Origin of the sequence: Vibrio sp. 1CM2L (assembly GCF_023161695.1) — a bacterium.
GTDB classification, from domain to species: Bacteria; Pseudomonadota; Gammaproteobacteria; order Enterobacterales; family Vibrionaceae; genus Vibrio; species Vibrio coralliirubri.
In genome coordinates this window covers 425,925-443,652 of the sequence record NZ_JALNTT010000003.1, presented here as the reverse complement: position 1 = coordinate 443,652, position 17,728 = coordinate 425,925, and the positions used below count along the sequence as shown (strand labels likewise).

Genomic DNA, 17,728 nt, shown 5'->3' with positions numbered 1-17,728 from the left:
TCTTCATGCTACGCGCTCTATATTTTGTTGTTATAGCTGTATGCATTATCCCAACCATTCCTGGGGTAGCGGGAGTCGTGGCTTCGTCACTGAGTTTCATCCCGCCCCTTGGTTTAGAGGAGCCAACGCTCAACGGCTTTAGCCAAGTCTTTCAATGGGAAGGGGCTTGGCACTCTATTGGCTTAAGCCTAGGTTCAGCAATTGCAAGCAGCTATATCGCCTGCTTCCTGACCTTTTGTATTCTTCAAGCCTCTTGGGGAAACAAGTTTTGGAGAAAGATTGAGTTAACGCTATCGCCAATGCTTGCCATTCCACATGTGGCTTTCGCTATCGGCTTTGCTTTTCTGTTTAGCCCAACGGGGCTTGGCGCAAGAGCCGTACATCACTTGCTCGGCGAATCGGCAACGAGCTCTGAATTGGCGTTATTGGTAAAAGACCCATACGCGTTCGGCTTAATCATTATGCTCGCACTCAAAGAAGTCCCCTTCTTATTGCTGATGAGCATTTCGATACTTCAGCAAATTGATGTAGAGCGTATCACCAAGGTCAGTGCATCACTCGGTTACAGCCGCGCTCAGATCTGGTGGAAATGTATTTTCCCACAATGGTTTACTAAGCTTCGTTTCCCAATGCTAGCGGTACTCGCTTACAGTGTCTCGGTTGTCGATATTGCTCTGATCATAGGCCCAACCAACCCGCCAACCTTTGCCGTTTTGGTATGGCAATGGTTCAACGATCCTGACCTCAACCTACTCCCGCGAGCTGCTGCTGGTGCCATCGTTTTATTTGGTTTAGCTTCGTTGATCATCGCCTTGGCGCGTTTAGTTGAATGGGCAATTCTTAAGTACTTTCGAACTTGGCAGTATTCAGGAAGAACAGGGGCTAACTTGCCGGGGAAAACAGTATTCACAGTGCTTGCTAGCCTTTCATTGCTGATCATTCCTTTAATGGTAATTTGGAGTGTTGCTCAGCGTTGGCGTTTCCCTGATTTACTGCCGAGCCGCTACAGCATGCGCTTCTGGGAGCTCGAGTGGGATGGCATCATGAGCACCGTTGGTCAAAGCTTATGGATTGGTCTGATTGCTGCTTCAGTCGCTCTGCTACTTGCGCTAGTTGCTCACGAATACAGAATCAAATACAAGTGGCAAGTTCCGGGCTTCATTATCGCTATTCCAATGTTGATACCACAGCTCTCGGTGTTGTTTGGTATGCAGGTCACGACCCTCTACATCGGCAGTAGTGCCTATGAGTTCTGGGTGATTTGGGCGCATGTTTTCTTTGCTTTCCCGTTTGTGTATCTGTCTTTGGACGGCCCATGGAAAAGCTTCAATGATGGGTTGATTAAAGCATCGCTGAGCCTAGGTAAATCGCCATTTCAGAGTTGGTATTCAATCAAACTACCAATCTTACTTCCTGCGATTGCCTTTGCTTGGGCGGTCGGAATCAGTGTGAGTTTGGCTCAGTACTTACCCACCTTGATGCTCGGCGCGGGCCGTATTAGCACGATCACCACAGAAGCCGTTGCCCTAACCAGCGGTTTCGACCGCAGGGTGACAGCAATCTATGCCATTTGGCAGGCTCTATTGCCTCTGTTCTTTTTCTCTTTAGCGATATTAGTCAGCCGACTTCAACTTAGATATCGCCGTCTTACTTTTAAAGGTTTCCTAAGTAATGAGTCTGTACCTCAACGACCTCGCCATCCGTAAAACCGATGGGGATTCGCTGTTCTCAGCGCTAAACGTAACATTAGAATCGGGCCAAATACTGGCTTTGATGGGGCCGAGTGGCTGCGGAAAGTCGACCTTGCTGGATGCGATTGCTGGTCACTTAAGTGAAGAATTTTCGTATTCTGGCACCGTTGTATTGAACGATATTCAGTTAGACGACTTGCCTTCACATCAGCGTGAAGTCGGTATTTTGTTTCAAGATGACTTGTTGTTTCCGCACCTCAAAGTATGGGAGAACTTGGCGTTCTCTCTGCCTAATTCAATTAAGGGCTCCGCTCGTCAACAGCAAGCAATGGCTGCGCTAAAAGACATTGAATTAACTCACTTGGCAGAGTCTTTCCCGGATCAAATATCTGGTGGTCAACGCGCAAGAATAAGCTTAACTCGTATGTTGTTAGCCAAGCCTAAGCTAGCCCTGCTCGACGAACCGTTCAGCAAACTGGACCAAGAATTAAGAGCACAATTTCGCGATTGGGTGTTTGAACAGCTGACCAAAGCGAATATCCCAACATTAATGGTCACGCACGACGAAGCCGATGTACCTCAAGGGGCAGAAGTGCTGTCTTGGCCATGGAGAAGTAACCATGCTGGATAAGTACTCCATTAAGGTCATTAAGTGGCCATTAAATCAATCGGCTAAGTTACTGAACCAATTGGGTATCACTGCCAATCAAACCACGTTATTCGGATTTCTGGTTGGGTGTTTAGCATTTCCAGCGTTAGCATTTCAGCAATACGAATGGGCGTTGGGGTTTATTGTATTTAACAGGGTTTGCGACGGGCTTGATGGAGCCTTGGCTCGAATCCAAGGCATTAGTGATGCGGGCGGTTTCCTCGATATCAGCCTAGATTTCCTATTCTACTCGTTGATCCCTTTTGGATTTGTCATTGCCAACCCAGAACATAACGCCATTGCCGGTGCATTTTTGATCTTCTCTTTTATCGGCACAGGCAGCAGCTTTTTAGCGTTTGCGGTTATGGCAGGCAAGCGAGGCATTGAAAACCCAGTCTATAAGCATAAGTCTCTGTACTACATGTCAGGGCTAACCGAAGGCACTGAAACCATCGCTTGTTTCATTGCTTTCTGTATTTGGCCTCAACACTTTGCGGTTATCGCTTACACCTTTGGTGCAGCTTGTTGGCTAACCACGTTCATGCGTATTTATTTTGGTTTCCAGACTCTCAAGAATCAAACCACCGAATATTAGTGTCGAGATTCCTCATAGACAAAAACGCCGCTCAAATGAGCGGCGTTGTTATATTCTAGCTAATACTTGAAGCCAATTAGGCATCTGCAGAAGCGCTAATTTTAAATCTCAGAACCTTCAGGCTTGAATCAAGGTCGACATCGACAAACTCAGGCGGGTTGTCCAGACGCTCAATGAATTCAACGCTTGGTGCTTCTTCTGCCATCGTCTCAATCAGGAAGTTTGGTGAGACTGCTGGTGAGTTCACACACGCAATCACCTCACCGCCTTCAGTTAGAAGTTCAGGCAAACGACGTAAGATCTTTTTGTAATCTTTGGTTAGAGCAAAGCTGCCTTTTTGGAACGAAGGCGGATCGATGATAACGAGCTCGTAAGGGCCGCCCTTCTTGATTTTTCCCCACGACTTAAAAATATCGTAGCCAAGGAAGTTAACCGAGCGCATATCGTGATCATTCAGACGGTGGTTATCGCGGCCTTTATTTAGTGAGCCGCGAGACATGTCCACGTTCATACATTGACGAGCGCCACCAGCGATAGCCGCGACAGAGAAACCACAAGTGTATGCGAACAGGTTAAGAACGTTCTTATCCTTGGCATTATCTTGTACCCACTGACGACCATTACGCATGTCTAGGAACAAACCGAAGTTCTGATTACGGCCAATGTCTAATTGGTACTTAAGACCGTGCTCAACCACAACCGGAGAATCATTCAACTCGCCCCATAGAACCTCTGAAGGCGCGCCATCAGCATAACGGTGTTGCAGAACAATGCTTGTGCCCTGCTTTGATTGCCAGATATCTTTGTTGGTGAGTTCAACCAATCCAGCTTTTAGAGATGACAAGAATTCGTCGTCTACTTCTTTAAACACGTTAACCAGTAGCTGTCCATCAACCCAATCACATGTCAGTTGCTCTAGACCAGGCCAAAACTTACCGCGGCCGTGGAAAATACGGCGTAGCTCGTTTGGTACTTCATTAAGTTGCTGTTCAATATGATTAAAAAACAGAGGTAAAGCTGATGCTTCCATTATTTCACTCACTTAGTGTTTAGCTTTGGCCAAGTTAATGACCAAGGTTCAAGCCAACTGTCCAAACCGTTCGACACGGTTTCTTGATGCCACTTCTCTCCCAAAGAGTCTAAGCTCCTTGGGTCACAGACATATTCGTAGGCTTGTGATTGATAGGTAAATCGAATCGCAAAGGCATGCAGATAACCTCTGTCAGCCTCACTCGATGGATTATAAATAGGGTCACCAACAATGGCTGAGCCGATCGACTTCATCGCGACACGGATCTGGTGAGTTCGCCCCGTATAGGGTTTGCATAACAGCAGACGCTCACCGGGTTCAGCCGTTGCTGATAAAAACTGAGTAATCGCAGGGTTCTCTTTGGATGTCAGAAGTTTCCAACTTGAGCGTCGTGAGCGCTCCATGTCTCCTGAGATCAAACCTTGCTTTTTCTTTGGCTTCTTAGAACCGATCGCAAGGTAGTATTTCTCTACTTCACGCTTTGCAAATAGCTGTGAAAGCTCGCTCGCTGCCGACGCATTTTTTGCCAACAGCAGAATGCCCGAGGTCATTTTATCAAGTCGATGAACGAGATACAGCTTAGGCTCATTAATTGCCTTAGCAACTTCTTGAAGCAACATGGTATCGCCATCGTCTTTGTGGACGCTGACTCCAGGATGCTTATTGATAAGTAAAAAATCAGAGTGGTTCAGAAGAATATCGAACATGTAAAGGCTAGCTCCATTGTAGAACGTGGAGTATACCGCGTCTGAACCCAGATTCCAGCTACGAAAAAGCCCAACTCACTCAATAAACATTGAATCGTTGGGCTTCTTTTCAGCAAGTAGCAATCAGTGCTTGGTCTTTACTCGATTACCAATAGGCAAATAGAACCAAACCACCGCTTTACGCCAGTTTAAACTTACCGACTAATGCTTCTAGCTCAGCAACCTTAGCGTTCAAGCCTGATGTATTTTCAGAGCTACGAGTTGCTAGCTGCAGAGATTGCTCAGAGATATCGCTAATCGCGGTAATGTCCGCTGCAATTTCTTTGGTCACAGCCGTCTGTTCTTCTGCCGCAGTTGCAATAGAGTTGACCATGCTTTGTACATTGCCTGCACCACTTACAATCGCTTCTAGCGCAGAAACAGCGCCTGAGCTTTGCTCGACGCCAATCTCAACTAAACGACAGTTGTCTTGGGTGGAAGTCACCGCTTCTTGAGTGCCCGATTGAATAGATTGAATGATACCCGAGACTTCTTGTGTCGCTTTGGTTGTTCTTTCTGCTAGCGCTCGCACTTCATCGGCTACCACAGCAAAACCACGACCAAATTCGCCAGCACGTGCCGCTTCAATTGCAGCGTTAAGAGCTAACAGGTTGGTTTGCTCAGCAATGTCTTCGATTACCTTGATAACGCTACCAATCTGCTCACCATGAGAACCCAGCGTGTTCATCTGTAGCGACATGTCACTCATTTGAGTCGACACTTGTTGAATACTCGCCACCATCTCAACAATCACGTTGCGGCCATCTTCTGCAGACGTTTCAGAGCGACGCGCTTCTTCATAAGTAGAAGTACCTTGTTGAGCCACTTCAGAAATGGTCAAACTTAGCTCTTCAGCAGCAGTTGCAATCAAGTTAGCTTTGTCTGCTTGAGCTGATGCACCAGTAACGATGTCTTGGCTAATAGAAGAGAGCTCCCCTGTCACAGATTGAACTTGATGAGTCACAGACGAGATAGAACCTAGTAGGTCTACTAGCGATTTCTGCATCTGGTTAATCGACTTAGCAAGCTCAGCCAATTCATCACCAGAGTCATCAATAATATCGCCTGCCGTTAGGTCACCATTTGCAACACGTCGTGCTACTTGTTCAACACGAGTCAGGCGGTTGGTTATAGAGCTAGACAATACGTACGCAATCACACAACCAAAGACTATCGCAATAGCAGACAACACCATGATGGTGCGCTCGATGGTAGTAAACGTATCGGTTAGTGTCAGTAGTGACTGTTCTGTATCTGCGCGTTCACTTGCTGATGCTTGATCCAGCAAGTTCTCAATAGGGATAAGGTTGCTCTCATACAAAGATCGTAGCTGTTGAATGTTGGCTAGTAGCGCAGCTTCATCATTGATCTTTGGCACAAGCTTTGATTCAAACTCTTGAGTGAAACGCCCCATCAGGTCTTCAATTCGCTGAATACGGCGGTGGTCTTCCGAACCTCTACTCTCCAACCGCTTCGCCTGCTCGATTGCTTGGGCAAATTCGTTCTTATTGGTTCGATAATCGTTCAGCGCGTTATCAACCTGAATGATCGCACCCAACGCATCTCGGTAGACATCCCCAGCTTCATCTATCAAAACAAGATAGGTAACAGTGCCCGGTACATCGTCCATTCTGATCTCATCAGCACTTTTATGAGCGCCAATAACCTCTATCCATACAATACTGACTAACGTGACAAGCACCGCCAATATAGAGCCAAAACCGGCATACAGTTTCTTTCTCACCGATAATTTCATACAACACCTACCTAAATAAAATACGGCTTAGAAAACCTTTAATATTCAATATATCGGCTAGCGCACGGATAACTTGAGTGAATAGACGACATTTATTTTCCATCAATAATTAAGTTTTGGACATAAAAAAACGGGAGCCAATGGCTCCCGTTTCTTAACTTACTTTAACTCGCGATTCTAGCTTCTAAGAATTATGGTTTCTTAGAACTATAGCTTCTTAGAGATAAGCGCAGAACCAGCAATAATACCAATACCTAGTAGCATGATTGCACCTTTACCACTGTCGAAGCCAGAAGAGATACCCATGAACGCTACGATAGCGATAGCTACTGGGATGATGTACTTAACTAGTGTGTACCATAGACCGAATAGAGGGAAAGATACTTCACCGTCGTTAGTGATTTCTTTCTCAAGGTCTGCACGGTTTAGTCTCCAACCAGCGAAGATACATACCAACATACCGCCAACGGCTAGGAAGATCTTATCAGTTAGTAGGTCGAAGATATCGAATGCGCCAGTACCGAACAGTGTAGGACCGAAGCCACCAAGTGATAGAGAAGCGAAGATACATAGAATCGCCATTACTACACTTGCAGACAGTACTGCAGTCACACGCTTCATGCCTTTCTCATCGATTAGGTAAGAAACCACAACTTCTAGTAGAGATACTGAAGAAGTCAGTGCCGCAACACTTAGACCAACGAAGAACATTAGAGCGAATAGAAGACCAACTACGCCGCCCATTTCAGCAAATAGCTGAGGAACAACAACGAATACTAGACCAGGACCAGCTGCAGGTTCCATACCGAATGCGAACATTGCAGGGAACATTGCAACACCAGCTAGGATAGCAACACCTGTATCCATAGCTGTAACCATAGCCGTAGTTTGAACTAGGTTCTCTTTCTTCTTAAGGTAAGAACCGTAAGTCAACATACAACCCATACCAAGAGATAGTGAGAAGAATGCTTGACCTAGTGCAGCTAGGATTACACCGCTGTCTACTTTAGAGAAATCAGGGCTGAATAGGAATTCAAGACCAGCCATCGCGCCCGGAAGCATGATGCCTTTGATTGATACCACGATAAGGATAATGAAAAGAAGTGGCATCAGGATCTTACCCGCTTTCTCAATACCACCAGAGATACCCTTCATAACAATAACAATGTTAAGTAGTAGGTATAGGCCCATCCACATAAGTGGTTGAACTGGGTTTGAGATAAAGCCACCGAAGCTGTCACCGATTGCTTCAGGTGCATCTAGTAGACCACCAGCAATCTTACCGATGTATGCGATAGACCAGCCACCTACTACAGGGTAGAAACCCATGATAAGTAGACCACTGACTACGCCGATAACACCAGCGAACGTCCAACGACGGTCAGTTGTTTTGAATGCACCTACTGCTGATTTTTGCGTATGACGGCCAATCGCAAATTCAGTCAGCATTACACTGAAACCGATGAAAATTACAAAAAATAGGTAAATTGCAACGAATGCACCGCCGCCACTTTCGCCTGCTGTGTAAGGGAATTTCCAAATGTTACCTAGACCAACAGCAGAACCTGCTGCAGCCATTACGAATCCTAACTTCGAACCCCAGGTATCGCGGGGTGTTGTGGTTGTATTACTAGTAGCCACGTGTACTCCAAACTTTTGTGTTATGTGATGTTGTGTTTTGCTTTGGGTGGCGTCTTTAAAAGATAAGGCGTATAAAAAAATTTACACACCTAAAAGATTTGATTGACGCTCGTTATCTGGCAAGTAAACCAGTTTAAGAATAAAATTGGAAGCCCGAACCGTACATATTTCGTTACCAATGTAAATTTTTATGGTTAAATGCCGCCTTTTCATACAAAACAATCGTTTTCGTCTTAAGTTAACCAAAACTTAACAACTATAACCTGTTTACAGCTTTAGCTCTAATTTGTAAATAGTTGATTCCTTAAATTCCCATATCCGCAAAATAGCATTACTATCTAAGTGTCTCTTTTTTCGAGTATTCAATGTGGAAAAGCTCTACCATTTTTTAACTTTAGCTTCTGTCGCTTTATACTGGGTGCTTGTAGCCGGTGTGACTTTCCGTGTCGTGCTAAAACGACGCTCTGTCAGCGTTTCTCTCGCGTGGTTGATGGTTATCTACATTATCCCAATTGTAGGTGTCGCTTGTTACTTCCTTTTCGGAGAGCTAAACCTAGGCAGAAAAAGGGCTGAGCGCGCTCACCGTATGTTTACTCCGTTTGGTGATTGGTTCCGAAAACTAGATGATTGCCAGCTCCACCTACCAGGAAAGGTCGGCTCCCCTATCCACAAGATCGATGAACTTTGTAATAATCGGATGGGCATTCCTGCACTCAGCGGAAACACACTTTCACTGCAAGCGTCTCCCAATGAGATCTTACACGCAATTATCGAAGATATAGAAAATGCCCAAACCAGTATCAAGATGGTTTTCTATATTTGGCACCCTGGAGGCTTAACGGATTCGGTTGCTTCCGCACTCATTCGAGCTGCGAAACGTGGTGTGGATGTTAAAGTCTTGCTTGATTCTGCAGGTAGCCCGCGCTTTTTCAAAAGCCACTGGCGTTCAATGATGAAAGACGCCGGTGTGCAAGTTGTACAAGCACTAGAGGTTAGCCCTTGGCGTATTTTAATACGCCGCCTAGATCTAAGACAGCACCGTAAGATCATCGTCATTGATGAAACCATTGCCTATACCGGCTCAATGAACATGGTTGATCCTGCTCACTTCAAACAGAGCTCAGGTGTGGGTCAGTGGATTGACGTAATGGTTCGTGTAACTGGCCCTACCGTTAATGTGCTGTCAGCCATTCATGGTTGGGATTGGGAAGTGGAAACAGGTGAACGAATCCTTCCTGATTTACCAGAGTGTCCGGTTGAAGAGGTAATGACGCATCATCCAGTTCAGGTAGTACCATCAGGCCCGGGCATGCCGGAATATTTGATCCTACAAGTTCTGACCATTGCGATTAATCAGGCAAACCATTCCGTTCGTATCACTACACCCTACTTTGTACCGAGTGCCGATTTATTAGAAACACTCAAAATGACAGCGCAACGCGGTGTAAACGTAGAACTGATCATCCCACACAACAACGATTCATTGATGGTTAAGTGGGCTTCGCGCGCGTTTTATACTGAACTGCTTGAAGCTGGCGTGAAGATTTACGAATTTTACGGCGGGCTTCTTCACACCAAGTCAGTGGTGATTGATGAAGAGTTCTGTTTAATCGGAACGGTCAATATCGACATGCGCAGCTTATGGCTTAATTTCGAAGTGACGCTAGCCGTTGACGATGTGCACTTCACTCAGCAGCTATCTGAACTTCAGCAATCTTACATCAAGTCATCGCACCCAGTAGAACTCGAGCAGTGGGAGCAGAGAAATCTGCGTAACCGCTTCTTCGAAAGGTTGTTCTATCTGTTCAATCCACTGCTGTAATCCAATCAATGGGTCCATGCCGACTCATCTCTCACTGCCTATCTGATTTTTAACCTTTCACGATAAACGACGTGAAAGGTTAAAAAGAGAAAGAAAAGCATAAAAACTCCCGCTTCACTCTTGCTTTGAAGGCTATTGGCATGTTTTAAATAGGACATAACCGATTGATAAGGAATTCACAGCATGTCCGAGAACAAAACCACTAAGCTGATCACTGCAGGTCGTGATAAGAAGTGGACCAATGGTGTCGTTAACCCACCAGTACAGCGCGCTTCAACTGTCGTGTTCAACTCAGTAGAAGAAAAGCGCAAGGCTACGATTAATCGCGCCAACAAAACGCTTTTTTACGGACGTCGTGGAACCAATACTCATTTCGCTTTCCAAGATGCCATGGTTGAAGTGGAAGGCGGCGCTGGCTGTGCGCTCTACCCTTGTGGTACGGCCGCTATTTCTAATGCCATCCTCTCTTTTGTAGAAACTGATGACCATATTCTGATGGTCGATACCTGCTACGAACCGACGCGTGATTTCTGTGACACCATCATGAAAAAGATGGGAGTCGAGACGACTTACTACGAGCCAACGATTGGTGAAGGCATCCAAGACCTTATTAAGCCAAACACTAAGGTTCTGTTTACCGAATCTCCGGGTTCAGTCACCATGGAAGTTCAAGACATTCCAACGCTTGCGCGTATTGCTCATGAACATGACATCATCGTTATGTTAGACAACACATGGGCAGCCGGTGTGAACTTCTCACCGTTTGACTTCGGTGTTGATATCTCTATCCAAGCAGCGACTAAGTACATCGTTGGTCACTCTGATGTGATGCTAGGGACAGCGGTAGCCAATGAAAAATGTTGGGACCAACTAAGAGAACAGAGCTATCTGATGGGGCAATGTGTTTCGCCAGATGACGCTTACCTCGGCCTACGTGGTATTCGTACTCTTGATGTTCGCCTACGCCAACACGCAGAAAGCAGCTTGAAAGTCGCAAAATGGTTAGAGACTCGCCCTGAGGTTGACCATGTTCGTCACCCAGCACTAGAGTCTTGTCCTGGCCATGAGTTCTTTAAACGAGATTTTACGGGCGGTAATGGCTTGTTCTCTTTCGTACTGAAAAACTCCAACACAAAAGCAACCACAGCGCTACTTGATGGTATGACGCACTTTAGTATGGGTTACTCATGGGGCGGCTTTGAGAGCTTGATTCTAGCGAACGAACCGAACAGCTTTGATAGCCTAAGAACAGTAGCGAACCCTAACTTCGAAGGTACCTTGATTCGCGTTCATATCGGTTTAGAAGACGTTGATGATCTGATTGCAGACCTAGAAGCCGGGTTAGAGCGTTACAACGCCCTCGTTTAATTTAAAGCGTTAACAGACTCAGACCAAAAAGGCAGGATATTCCTGCCTTTTTCAGATTAGCGTATTAGACACATAGCTTTAAAAAGCTAATGAACGTTAAAACACGCCCAATTAAATATTTCAGTTCGATGTTCATTGAACATATACAAAGACTGATCCTTCACTGCAATAGCGTAGTCAATCGTCACCCCTTTATACTCACTGTAATCCTGATTGATAACGGGATCATGAAAAGGCGTCGCCGTTCTCACATCAAGGATACTCATCGACAGATTGTTTCCATCCAGTCCGTAGTAGCCGGAATAAAGGTTTTCCATCGTACTCTCGTTACCGTCTTGTTCAGTAATCGTCACAAACTCTCTAATGCTAAAAGTATGGTCAGACTGAAAAGTAAGGCTTATGCGCTCGTACAGTACTTGATATGGTTGGAACGCCTGAGATAAGAAATCCGTTTTGATCGTTTTACAGTGCCATCGAGTACCTGCTAATTCGTTTTGCTCTAACAAGAAGCTCGAAGCGGCGATTGCACAAAGAATGAGTAAGCCAATTAGTCGCAAAAGTAACTCCTCTTTTCCATGTACTGAGCAAACGAATCAAAAGACGACTCTACATTGAAAACCGAAGCACTATAATTCAGAGCCTCACCATCTTTCCTTTGAATCAACATGTATAACGCGTCATCTTCGGGTTGGTCGACTGATGGGTAAATACGGACAAAGACATCAACGTTGCAGTGGCTAGGTATCGCATCCGTTAGCTTTTGAGTGATCGCAGGCAACGAATAGGATTCATTGTGCGCAATATGGAAAAAGTAGTGATTGGTATTGTCTGTGTAGCTGTCGCGATATTCGGCTTTATCAATAAAATAAGGCAGTGGCGTATAATAGGTTTGGAAAAGGTTGAACGCCGTTACGACGACACAAATCAATGCGACTAAATAGCCCGCTTTAACAAGGTGCGTATTGCTTTTTGAGTTTGAAGATTCTAATTCAGCTGAGTTCAGTTCTTGGTAGGAAGACGTCTTGAGTTCTGAATCAGTGACCGTTGCCGTGTTAACGTCTGTAGAGGTTTCAGTCTCAGCCAACACTTCTGGCTCGACAGGCGAAGAGTTTGATTTAGATGCCTTTGCAGTCACTTGAGAAGGCACAGTTTTAGTTTTGCTAGGCTTTATCGACTCATCGATTTCAAGTGAATAGCCCGTTTTACTGACCGTGCGAATCGTCGCACAGCCACAAGTCACTCGTGATAGCGTTTTTCTAATCTTAGATATCACGTTAGTGAGCGCTTGCTCTGAGACAATCACATTACCCCAGCACCTATCAAATATCAGGCCTCGTTCAACACACTCACCAGCATTTTCAAGTAAGAACAGAAACACCTTACCTTCTATCGGCGCGATAGTTTCTACGTGGCCATCTTCTCGCACAAACTGCCTAAGCAAGGGATCATAAAGAGCATCACAGATTTGGTAGCTTTGTTGTTTCACTATCGTCTTCTAGGTTTGAATTTGGTTGCATATGATATTGAATAGTTTATAAATGACCAGTAAATTTTCCTATATTAACGCAATTATTTTTCGACGATAAATAACACTTTTATTTGTGCGGACAACCTACGGTATGGTCATTAACCATGCCTGTCGCTTGCATGAACGCGTAACAGATTGTTTCCCCTACAAACTTAAAGCCTCTCTTCTTCAAAAACTTACTCATCGCTTTAGATTGCTCGGTAGAAGCGGGAACTTGAGACATCTCAGTCCATTGATTCACGATCACCTCATTATCGACAAATTGCCATAAGGCATTAGAAAGAGAGCCGAACTCTTTCTGTAATTCAAGCGTTGCTCGTGCATTGTTGTATACCGAAGCAATCTTGCCCTTGTGTTTAACCACATCGAAGTTTTCAATGATGTGCGGCACGTTGTCTTCATTCAACTCAGCTAGCTTGTTTAGATCGTAATTATCGAACGCGGCACGATACCCTTCACGCTTTTTCAGGATCGTAATCCAACTCAGGCCCGCCTGAGCGCCTTCTAAAGTAATGAACTCAAACAGAACTTGGTCATCATAAACAGGCACGCCCCACTCTGCGTCGTGGTACTCCCTTTCAAGCTCATGTTTAAGCGCCCATGCACACGTTCTATCTGATGTATTTACGTCCATTTTTGTATTCTCTTTTTAACAATCGGTATATAAAAATAATGCCCCAATTAGGGGCATTATTTCAAAAGTCAGTTGACGTTAAGCCACTTCAATTTTATGGAATAGACGATACAACACAGGTACTACGATTAGCGTGAGTACAGTCGCAAAGCCCAAACCAAACATAATGGTTACTGCCATCGGCTTGAAGAAGATATCCGGTAGTAGAGGGATCATACCAAGAATGGTGGTGATCGCTGCCATACATACCGGACGAACACGACTCAGTGCCGCATCAACAACCGCGACATACGGATCTTTACCAGATTTCATCTCAATCTCAATTTGATCAAGCAGTACGATACCATTCTTCAGAAGCATCCCAGATAGACTCAAGAAGCCCAACAGCGCCATAAAGCCGAATGGTGTATTCAAGGCTAACAAGCCTGTCGTCACCCCTATCAACGCCAATGGAACCGTTAACCAAACAATCAGAGGCTCTTTCACTGAGTTAAACAAGAACACAGTGATTAAGAACATGAACAAGTAACCCAGAGGCATGGTTGTGAACAATGACGCCTGTGCATCTGCTGACGACTCATATTCACCACCCCATTCCAATGAGTAACCCGGCGGCATCTCAATCGCTTCAATCTGTGGTTGTAAGCGTTTCTGTAGAGTTGAGGCCGTCTCTTCACCCAATAGATCAGGATCCGCCATTACCGTCAGCATACGCTTACGGTTCTTACGGATGATCAGTGGATCTTCCCATTCGAGCTCGTAACCTAACGTTACTTGTTGGAGTGGGATGTACTCACTTAATGCTGGGCTCCAGATCTTCATGCCTTCGATGTTACGAATATCGACACGCTCATCTTCAGGTAAACGAGCCACAATCGGCATCAACGTTGTACCATCACGATACACACCAATCGACTTACCAGAGAAAGACATTGCTAGGAAATCGTCAACGTCAGATTTGGTAATACCATAACGACGCGCTTGGCTTTCATTGAACTGAGGCTCTAATACCTTAGTTCTTTCACGCCAATCGTGACGAACGTTAAACGCGCCTTCATCAGCACGCATGATGTCCATCACTTGAGCAGCGATTGAACGTAAAACCGTTGGATCTGAACCCACAATTCGCGCTTCAATTTTCGCACCGCCACCAGGACCTAATTCGATCTGTTTAAGCTTGTAGTCGATCTCTGGGAACTGACCATTTACATGATCACGGAAGCGCTTCATTAACCCTTCAAGCACTTCATAACTTTTCACACGAACCGTTATCTCGCCGTAAGCGCTATAACTTTTCTCTGGCGCATAAGTCAGCATGAAACGTTGCAGACCTTTACCTGCGGTTGTCGTGATGTGCTCAACTTCGTCCTGCTCTGCTAACCAACCTTCAAGCACTTTAAGCTTGGTATTGGTCGCTCGAATATCGGTACCTTCCGGCATCCACACATCCACTTGGAACATCGGTGTGGTTGAAGACGGGAAGAAGGCTTGCTTAACGAAACCAAAACCGTACACACTCGCGCCTAAACCAATAATCAGAACAAACATGGTTAACCAAGCACGCTTCATACAGAACTCGAGGAAGTTTTTGTAGATAACAAAAACCATCCCGTTGTATGGGTCCTTACCTTCGTTATCTGGGTCGACCTTCTGACCTTTAAAGAACATGTCGGCAAAGAACGGTGTGAGCGAGATGGCAGTAAACCAACTCAGCATCAAGGAGATCAGTAGCACCGTGAACAAGGTGCCACAGTATTCGCCTGTTGAATCTTCAGATAAACCAATTGGAGCAAACGCAGTCACCGCAATCACCGTCGCACCAAGTAGCGGCCATTTGGTTTGGGTTACGATATCTGTGGCGGCCTGCATCCGGGTTCGCCCCTTCTGCGTGCCGATCAATATCCCTTCCACCACCACAATGGCATTATCCACCAGCATCCCCAAGGCGATAACCAACGCGCCCAGTGAAATACGTTGTAGGTCGATCTTGAAGTACTGCATGAAAATGAAGGTACCGAATACGGTCAATAGCAGTATCAAACCAATCAATAGGCCCGACCGTAGTCCCATGAAGAACAGTAACACCACGATTACGATCGCAACCGCCTGCCCTAAACTCACCACAAATCCGCTTACCGACTTGTCTACCTCTTTGGGTTGGTTGTAAACCTCGGAGATGTCGATACCGACGGGTTGTTGATATTTTAGTTCGGCCAGTCTTCGGTCAAACGCTTCACCCACCGCTACTACGTTCACGCCTTGCGCAAAAGAGACACCAAGGTTAAGTGCGAGCTTGCCGTTATAGCCAATGATGTTACTTGGCACTTCAACATAACCACGAGTTACATTCGCCACATCTTTTAGATAGATGAGACCTTGAGCGCCACCTTCTGTCAGAATCAAATCACCAAGCTGTTCAACATTCTGGAACTCACCCGTTGGATGGATTCGAATGTACTCGTCGCCAATTCTGACCGCACCAGCACTTGATACAATATTTTGAGTCGATAAAAGGTTAAATACTGTGCTTGGAGACAGACCCAGAGAGCTTATCCGTTTCATCGATATCTCAATGAACACTTGCTCTTGTTGTTGGCCGGATACCGAGACCTTACTGACCCCATCGACCAACTCGAGCTCTCGCCTTAGGTAATCAATGTAATCCAGTAGCTCTTTATAGCTGTAGCCGTCCCCCGTCACCGCCAGCAAAATACCGTAAACGTCACCGAAGTCATCGATGACTTGAGGGTCATTGACCCCGGGTGGCAGCTCCACCTTGAGATCATTCACTTTTCGGCGAAGCTCATCCCATATTTGCGGAAGATCATCAGGGCCATAATTATTCTTCATCGTAACCGTAACCTGAGACAGGCCACGGCTGGAGATAGAGTTCACTTCGTCGACATAGGTAAGCTGTTGAATCGCTTTCTCTAGTGGATAGGTAACTTCTTCTTCCACCTGCTGAGGCGTTGCCCCCGGGTATGAGGTCACGACCATTGCATCTTTGATGGTAAAGGCAGGATCTTCTAAACGCCCCAGACCGAAGAACGCAGAAACACCACCAATAAGAAAGATCAGAGATAGCATCCAGCTAATGACTTTGTTACGTATAAAGTAAGAAGCAACACCTGTGATCTGATCATCACCCTGTTGATCGTCATTTTGAGGCTTGTTATTTACTTCACTCATTGTTCGTCTCCTGAGACAATACTTCCACTGTCATCCCATCTCGCAATCGCGATACGCCTGCAACAACGACATGCTGCCCCATTTCCAGTCCTTTCATGACCTGCAATGTTTTCTGATTTGCTTTTCCTAATACGACTTGCTGTTTCGAGACGGTATTGTCGTCATTGAGCACCCATACATAAGAGTTTTGACGCGTTAAATCATCACCATCGGCATTAAATACCGCTTCAATTGGAATCAACACACCGGCTTTTAGCTCTAAGCCGATTTCTCGCCCATTTGAAGTCACCTCAACCGCCATACCGTCCAGAATCAAATCATCTTCAGGCATTGGCAAAGCAAGCGTCACCGTAAACGTGCCCGTACTTGGATCCGGTTCTGTTGTGAACTCCTTAATACCTGCCGTGTATTCATTGCCACTTGGCACTCTAACCACAGCCTCAACGTTCGATAACAGTTGTTCGCTCGGTTGGTTGACGTAGATTTGGTCAGGCAGCTGAATAACGACCTCAACATCTTCGACACTGTGGATGTTCACCACCTGTTGGCCTACCTGAATATTTTCATATTGGTCGACACTGACACGAGAAATAATCCCATCAACAGGTGCACGAAGCATGGTGAACGATAAGCGCAGTTTCGCCAGTTCCAACTCGGCATAAGCAATCTGGCGTTGAGCAGCAATTTCATCGAATTGCGACTTAGCCAATAAGCCTTTCTTCACTAGCGGACTCGAACGTCGGTATTGACTGTTGATTACCGTGTAACGCGCTTGAGCATTGTCCACATCCAATTGATAATCGGTAGGGTCAAGCTCGGCAATGATGTCCCCTTTGGAAACACGTTCACCTTCTTTCACATCTAACTTGAAGATTTCACCAGCTACCCGGAAACTGAGGTGAGCTTTCTCAGCCGCATTTGCTACCGCAGGGAAATAGAGTTTGTCGCTAAAATCGATGACTGAAATCTCGATAGCTTTAACCAAGGGCGTGTTATTCACTTCTACAGCTTGCTTATCTTCACAAGCTGTCAGTAAGGCTAAACACGACAGGCCAGCGGCCACTTTAAGTGTTTTCATG

14 protein-coding genes are annotated in these 17,728 nt (G+C 45.6%); 5 read left to right on the top strand and 9 right to left on the bottom strand.

Features of this window, described 5'->3' with window-relative positions:
* The first annotated feature begins 5 nt into the window (after positions 1 to 5).
* From MSG34_RS12050 to MSG34_RS12040, 3 genes are read left to right on the top strand one after another with little or no spacing between them, the layout of a single operon-like run.
* Positions 6 to 1,706 (top strand): thiamine ABC transporter permease, encoded by a 1,701-nt coding sequence (locus MSG34_RS12050; protein ID WP_248337568.1) that lies wholly within the window; start codon positions 6 to 8, stop codon positions 1,704 to 1,706.
* Positions 1,672 to 2,322 (top strand): ATP-binding cassette domain-containing protein, encoded by a 651-nt coding sequence (locus MSG34_RS12045; RefSeq protein WP_248337566.1) that lies wholly within the window; start codon positions 1,672 to 1,674, stop codon positions 2,320 to 2,322. The genes MSG34_RS12050 and MSG34_RS12045 overlap by 35 nt, the downstream gene beginning before the upstream one ends.
* Positions 2,312 to 2,935: a CDP-alcohol phosphatidyltransferase family protein gene (locus MSG34_RS12040; protein WP_050645072.1), complete on the top strand. Its 624-nt coding sequence runs from the start codon at positions 2,312 to 2,314 to the stop codon at positions 2,933 to 2,935. Before MSG34_RS12045 ends, MSG34_RS12040 begins: the two co-directional genes overlap by 11 nt.
* 76 nt (positions 2,936 to 3,011) lie before the next feature.
* Here the strand turns inward: MSG34_RS12040 and MSG34_RS12035 are convergent, their stop codons facing one another.
* From MSG34_RS12035 to MSG34_RS12020, 4 genes are all read right to left on the bottom strand, one after another.
* Positions 3,012 to 3,965, bottom strand: coding sequence for a class I SAM-dependent methyltransferase (locus MSG34_RS12035; RefSeq protein ID WP_248337564.1), 954 nt, complete (start codon positions 3,963 to 3,965; stop codon positions 3,012 to 3,014).
* An 8-nt stretch (positions 3,966 to 3,973) separates the two neighbouring features.
* Positions 3,974 to 4,672 (bottom strand): TIGR01621 family pseudouridine synthase, encoded by a 699-nt coding sequence (locus MSG34_RS12030; protein WP_048609419.1) that lies wholly within the window; start codon positions 4,670 to 4,672, stop codon positions 3,974 to 3,976.
* A gap of 178 nt (positions 4,673 to 4,850) precedes the next feature.
* The gene (locus tag MSG34_RS12025) at positions 4,851 to 6,467 is read right to left on the bottom strand and encodes a methyl-accepting chemotaxis protein (protein ID WP_248337562.1); all 1,617 of its coding nucleotides are present in this window, start codon (positions 6,465 to 6,467) and stop codon (positions 4,851 to 4,853) included.
* 207 nt (positions 6,468 to 6,674) lie between these two features.
* On the bottom strand, positions 6,675 to 8,108 hold the full coding sequence (locus tag MSG34_RS12020; RefSeq protein ID WP_081090249.1) for a sodium-dependent transporter: 1,434 nt from the start codon (positions 8,106 to 8,108) through the stop codon (positions 6,675 to 6,677).
* 367 nt (positions 8,109 to 8,475) lie between these two features.
* Between MSG34_RS12020 and cls the strand changes: the two genes are divergently transcribed.
* Both cls and MSG34_RS12010 read left to right on the top strand, forming a co-directional pair.
* Positions 8,476 to 9,930: a cardiolipin synthase gene (gene cls / locus MSG34_RS12015; RefSeq protein WP_048609417.1), complete on the top strand. Its 1,455-nt coding sequence runs from the start codon at positions 8,476 to 8,478 to the stop codon at positions 9,928 to 9,930.
* A gap of 183 nt (positions 9,931 to 10,113) precedes the next feature.
* Positions 10,114 to 11,298: a cystathionine beta-lyase gene (locus MSG34_RS12010; RefSeq protein ID WP_248337561.1), complete on the top strand. Its 1,185-nt coding sequence runs from the start codon at positions 10,114 to 10,116 to the stop codon at positions 11,296 to 11,298.
* A gap of 86 nt (positions 11,299 to 11,384) precedes the next feature.
* Here the strand turns inward: MSG34_RS12010 and MSG34_RS12005 are convergent, their stop codons facing one another.
* The 5 genes from MSG34_RS12005 to MSG34_RS11985 all read right to left on the bottom strand — a co-directional run bounded on the left by MSG34_RS12005 (position 11,385) and on the right by MSG34_RS11985 (position 17,727).
* Positions 11,385 to 11,855 (bottom strand): hypothetical protein, encoded by a 471-nt coding sequence (locus tag MSG34_RS12005; protein ID WP_248337559.1) that lies wholly within the window; start codon positions 11,853 to 11,855, stop codon positions 11,385 to 11,387.
* The gene (locus MSG34_RS12000; protein ID WP_248337557.1) at positions 11,846 to 12,784 is read right to left on the bottom strand and encodes a winged helix-turn-helix domain-containing protein; all 939 of its coding nucleotides are present in this window, start codon (positions 12,782 to 12,784) and stop codon (positions 11,846 to 11,848) included. Before MSG34_RS12000 ends, MSG34_RS12005 begins: the two co-directional genes overlap by 10 nt.
* Before the next feature lie 109 nt (positions 12,785 to 12,893).
* Positions 12,894 to 13,460, bottom strand: a complete 567-nt coding sequence (locus MSG34_RS11995; protein ID WP_248337555.1) for a DNA-3-methyladenine glycosylase I — start codon at positions 13,458 to 13,460, stop codon at positions 12,894 to 12,896.
* 78 nt (positions 13,461 to 13,538) lie between these two features.
* Positions 13,539 to 16,649 carry an efflux RND transporter permease subunit gene (locus MSG34_RS11990; RefSeq protein WP_061039426.1) on the bottom strand — a complete coding sequence of 1,037 codons (3,111 nt, stop codon included), beginning with the start codon at positions 16,647 to 16,649 and terminating at the stop codon, positions 13,539 to 13,541.
* Positions 16,642 to 17,727: an efflux RND transporter periplasmic adaptor subunit gene (locus tag MSG34_RS11985; protein ID WP_048614477.1), complete on the bottom strand. Its 1,086-nt coding sequence runs from the start codon at positions 17,725 to 17,727 to the stop codon at positions 16,642 to 16,644. Before MSG34_RS11985 ends, MSG34_RS11990 begins: the two co-directional genes overlap by 8 nt.
* Between the last annotated feature and the right edge of the window lies 1 nt (position 17,728).

Coding starts and splice junctions, on each gene's coding strand:
- MSG34_RS12050 (WP_248337568.1), top strand. CDS start 6: ATGCTACGCGCTCTATATTTTGTTGTTATAGCTGTATGCATTATCCCA.
- MSG34_RS12025 (WP_248337562.1), bottom strand. CDS start 6,467: ATGAAATTATCGGTGAGAAAGAAACTGTATGCCGGTTTTGGCTCTATA.
- MSG34_RS12030 (WP_048609419.1), bottom strand. CDS start 4,672: ATGTTCGATATTCTTCTGAACCACTCTGATTTTTTACTTATCAATAAG.
- MSG34_RS12045 (WP_248337566.1), top strand. CDS start 1,672: ATGAGTCTGTACCTCAACGACCTCGCCATCCGTAAAACCGATGGGGAT.
- MSG34_RS11995 (WP_248337555.1), bottom strand. CDS start 13,460: ATGGACGTAAATACATCAGATAGAACGTGTGCATGGGCGCTTAAACAT.
- MSG34_RS12040 (WP_050645072.1), top strand. CDS start 2,312: ATGCTGGATAAGTACTCCATTAAGGTCATTAAGTGGCCATTAAATCAA.
- MSG34_RS11990 (WP_061039426.1), bottom strand. CDS start 16,649: ATGAGTGAAGTAAATAACAAGCCTCAAAATGACGATCAACAGGGTGAT.
- MSG34_RS12035 (WP_248337564.1), bottom strand. CDS start 3,965: ATGGAAGCATCAGCTTTACCTCTGTTTTTTAATCATATTGAACAGCAA.
- MSG34_RS11985 (WP_048614477.1), bottom strand. CDS start 17,727: ATGAAAACACTTAAAGTGGCCGCTGGCCTGTCGTGTTTAGCCTTACTG.
- MSG34_RS12010 (WP_248337561.1), top strand. CDS start 10,114: ATGTCCGAGAACAAAACCACTAAGCTGATCACTGCAGGTCGTGATAAG.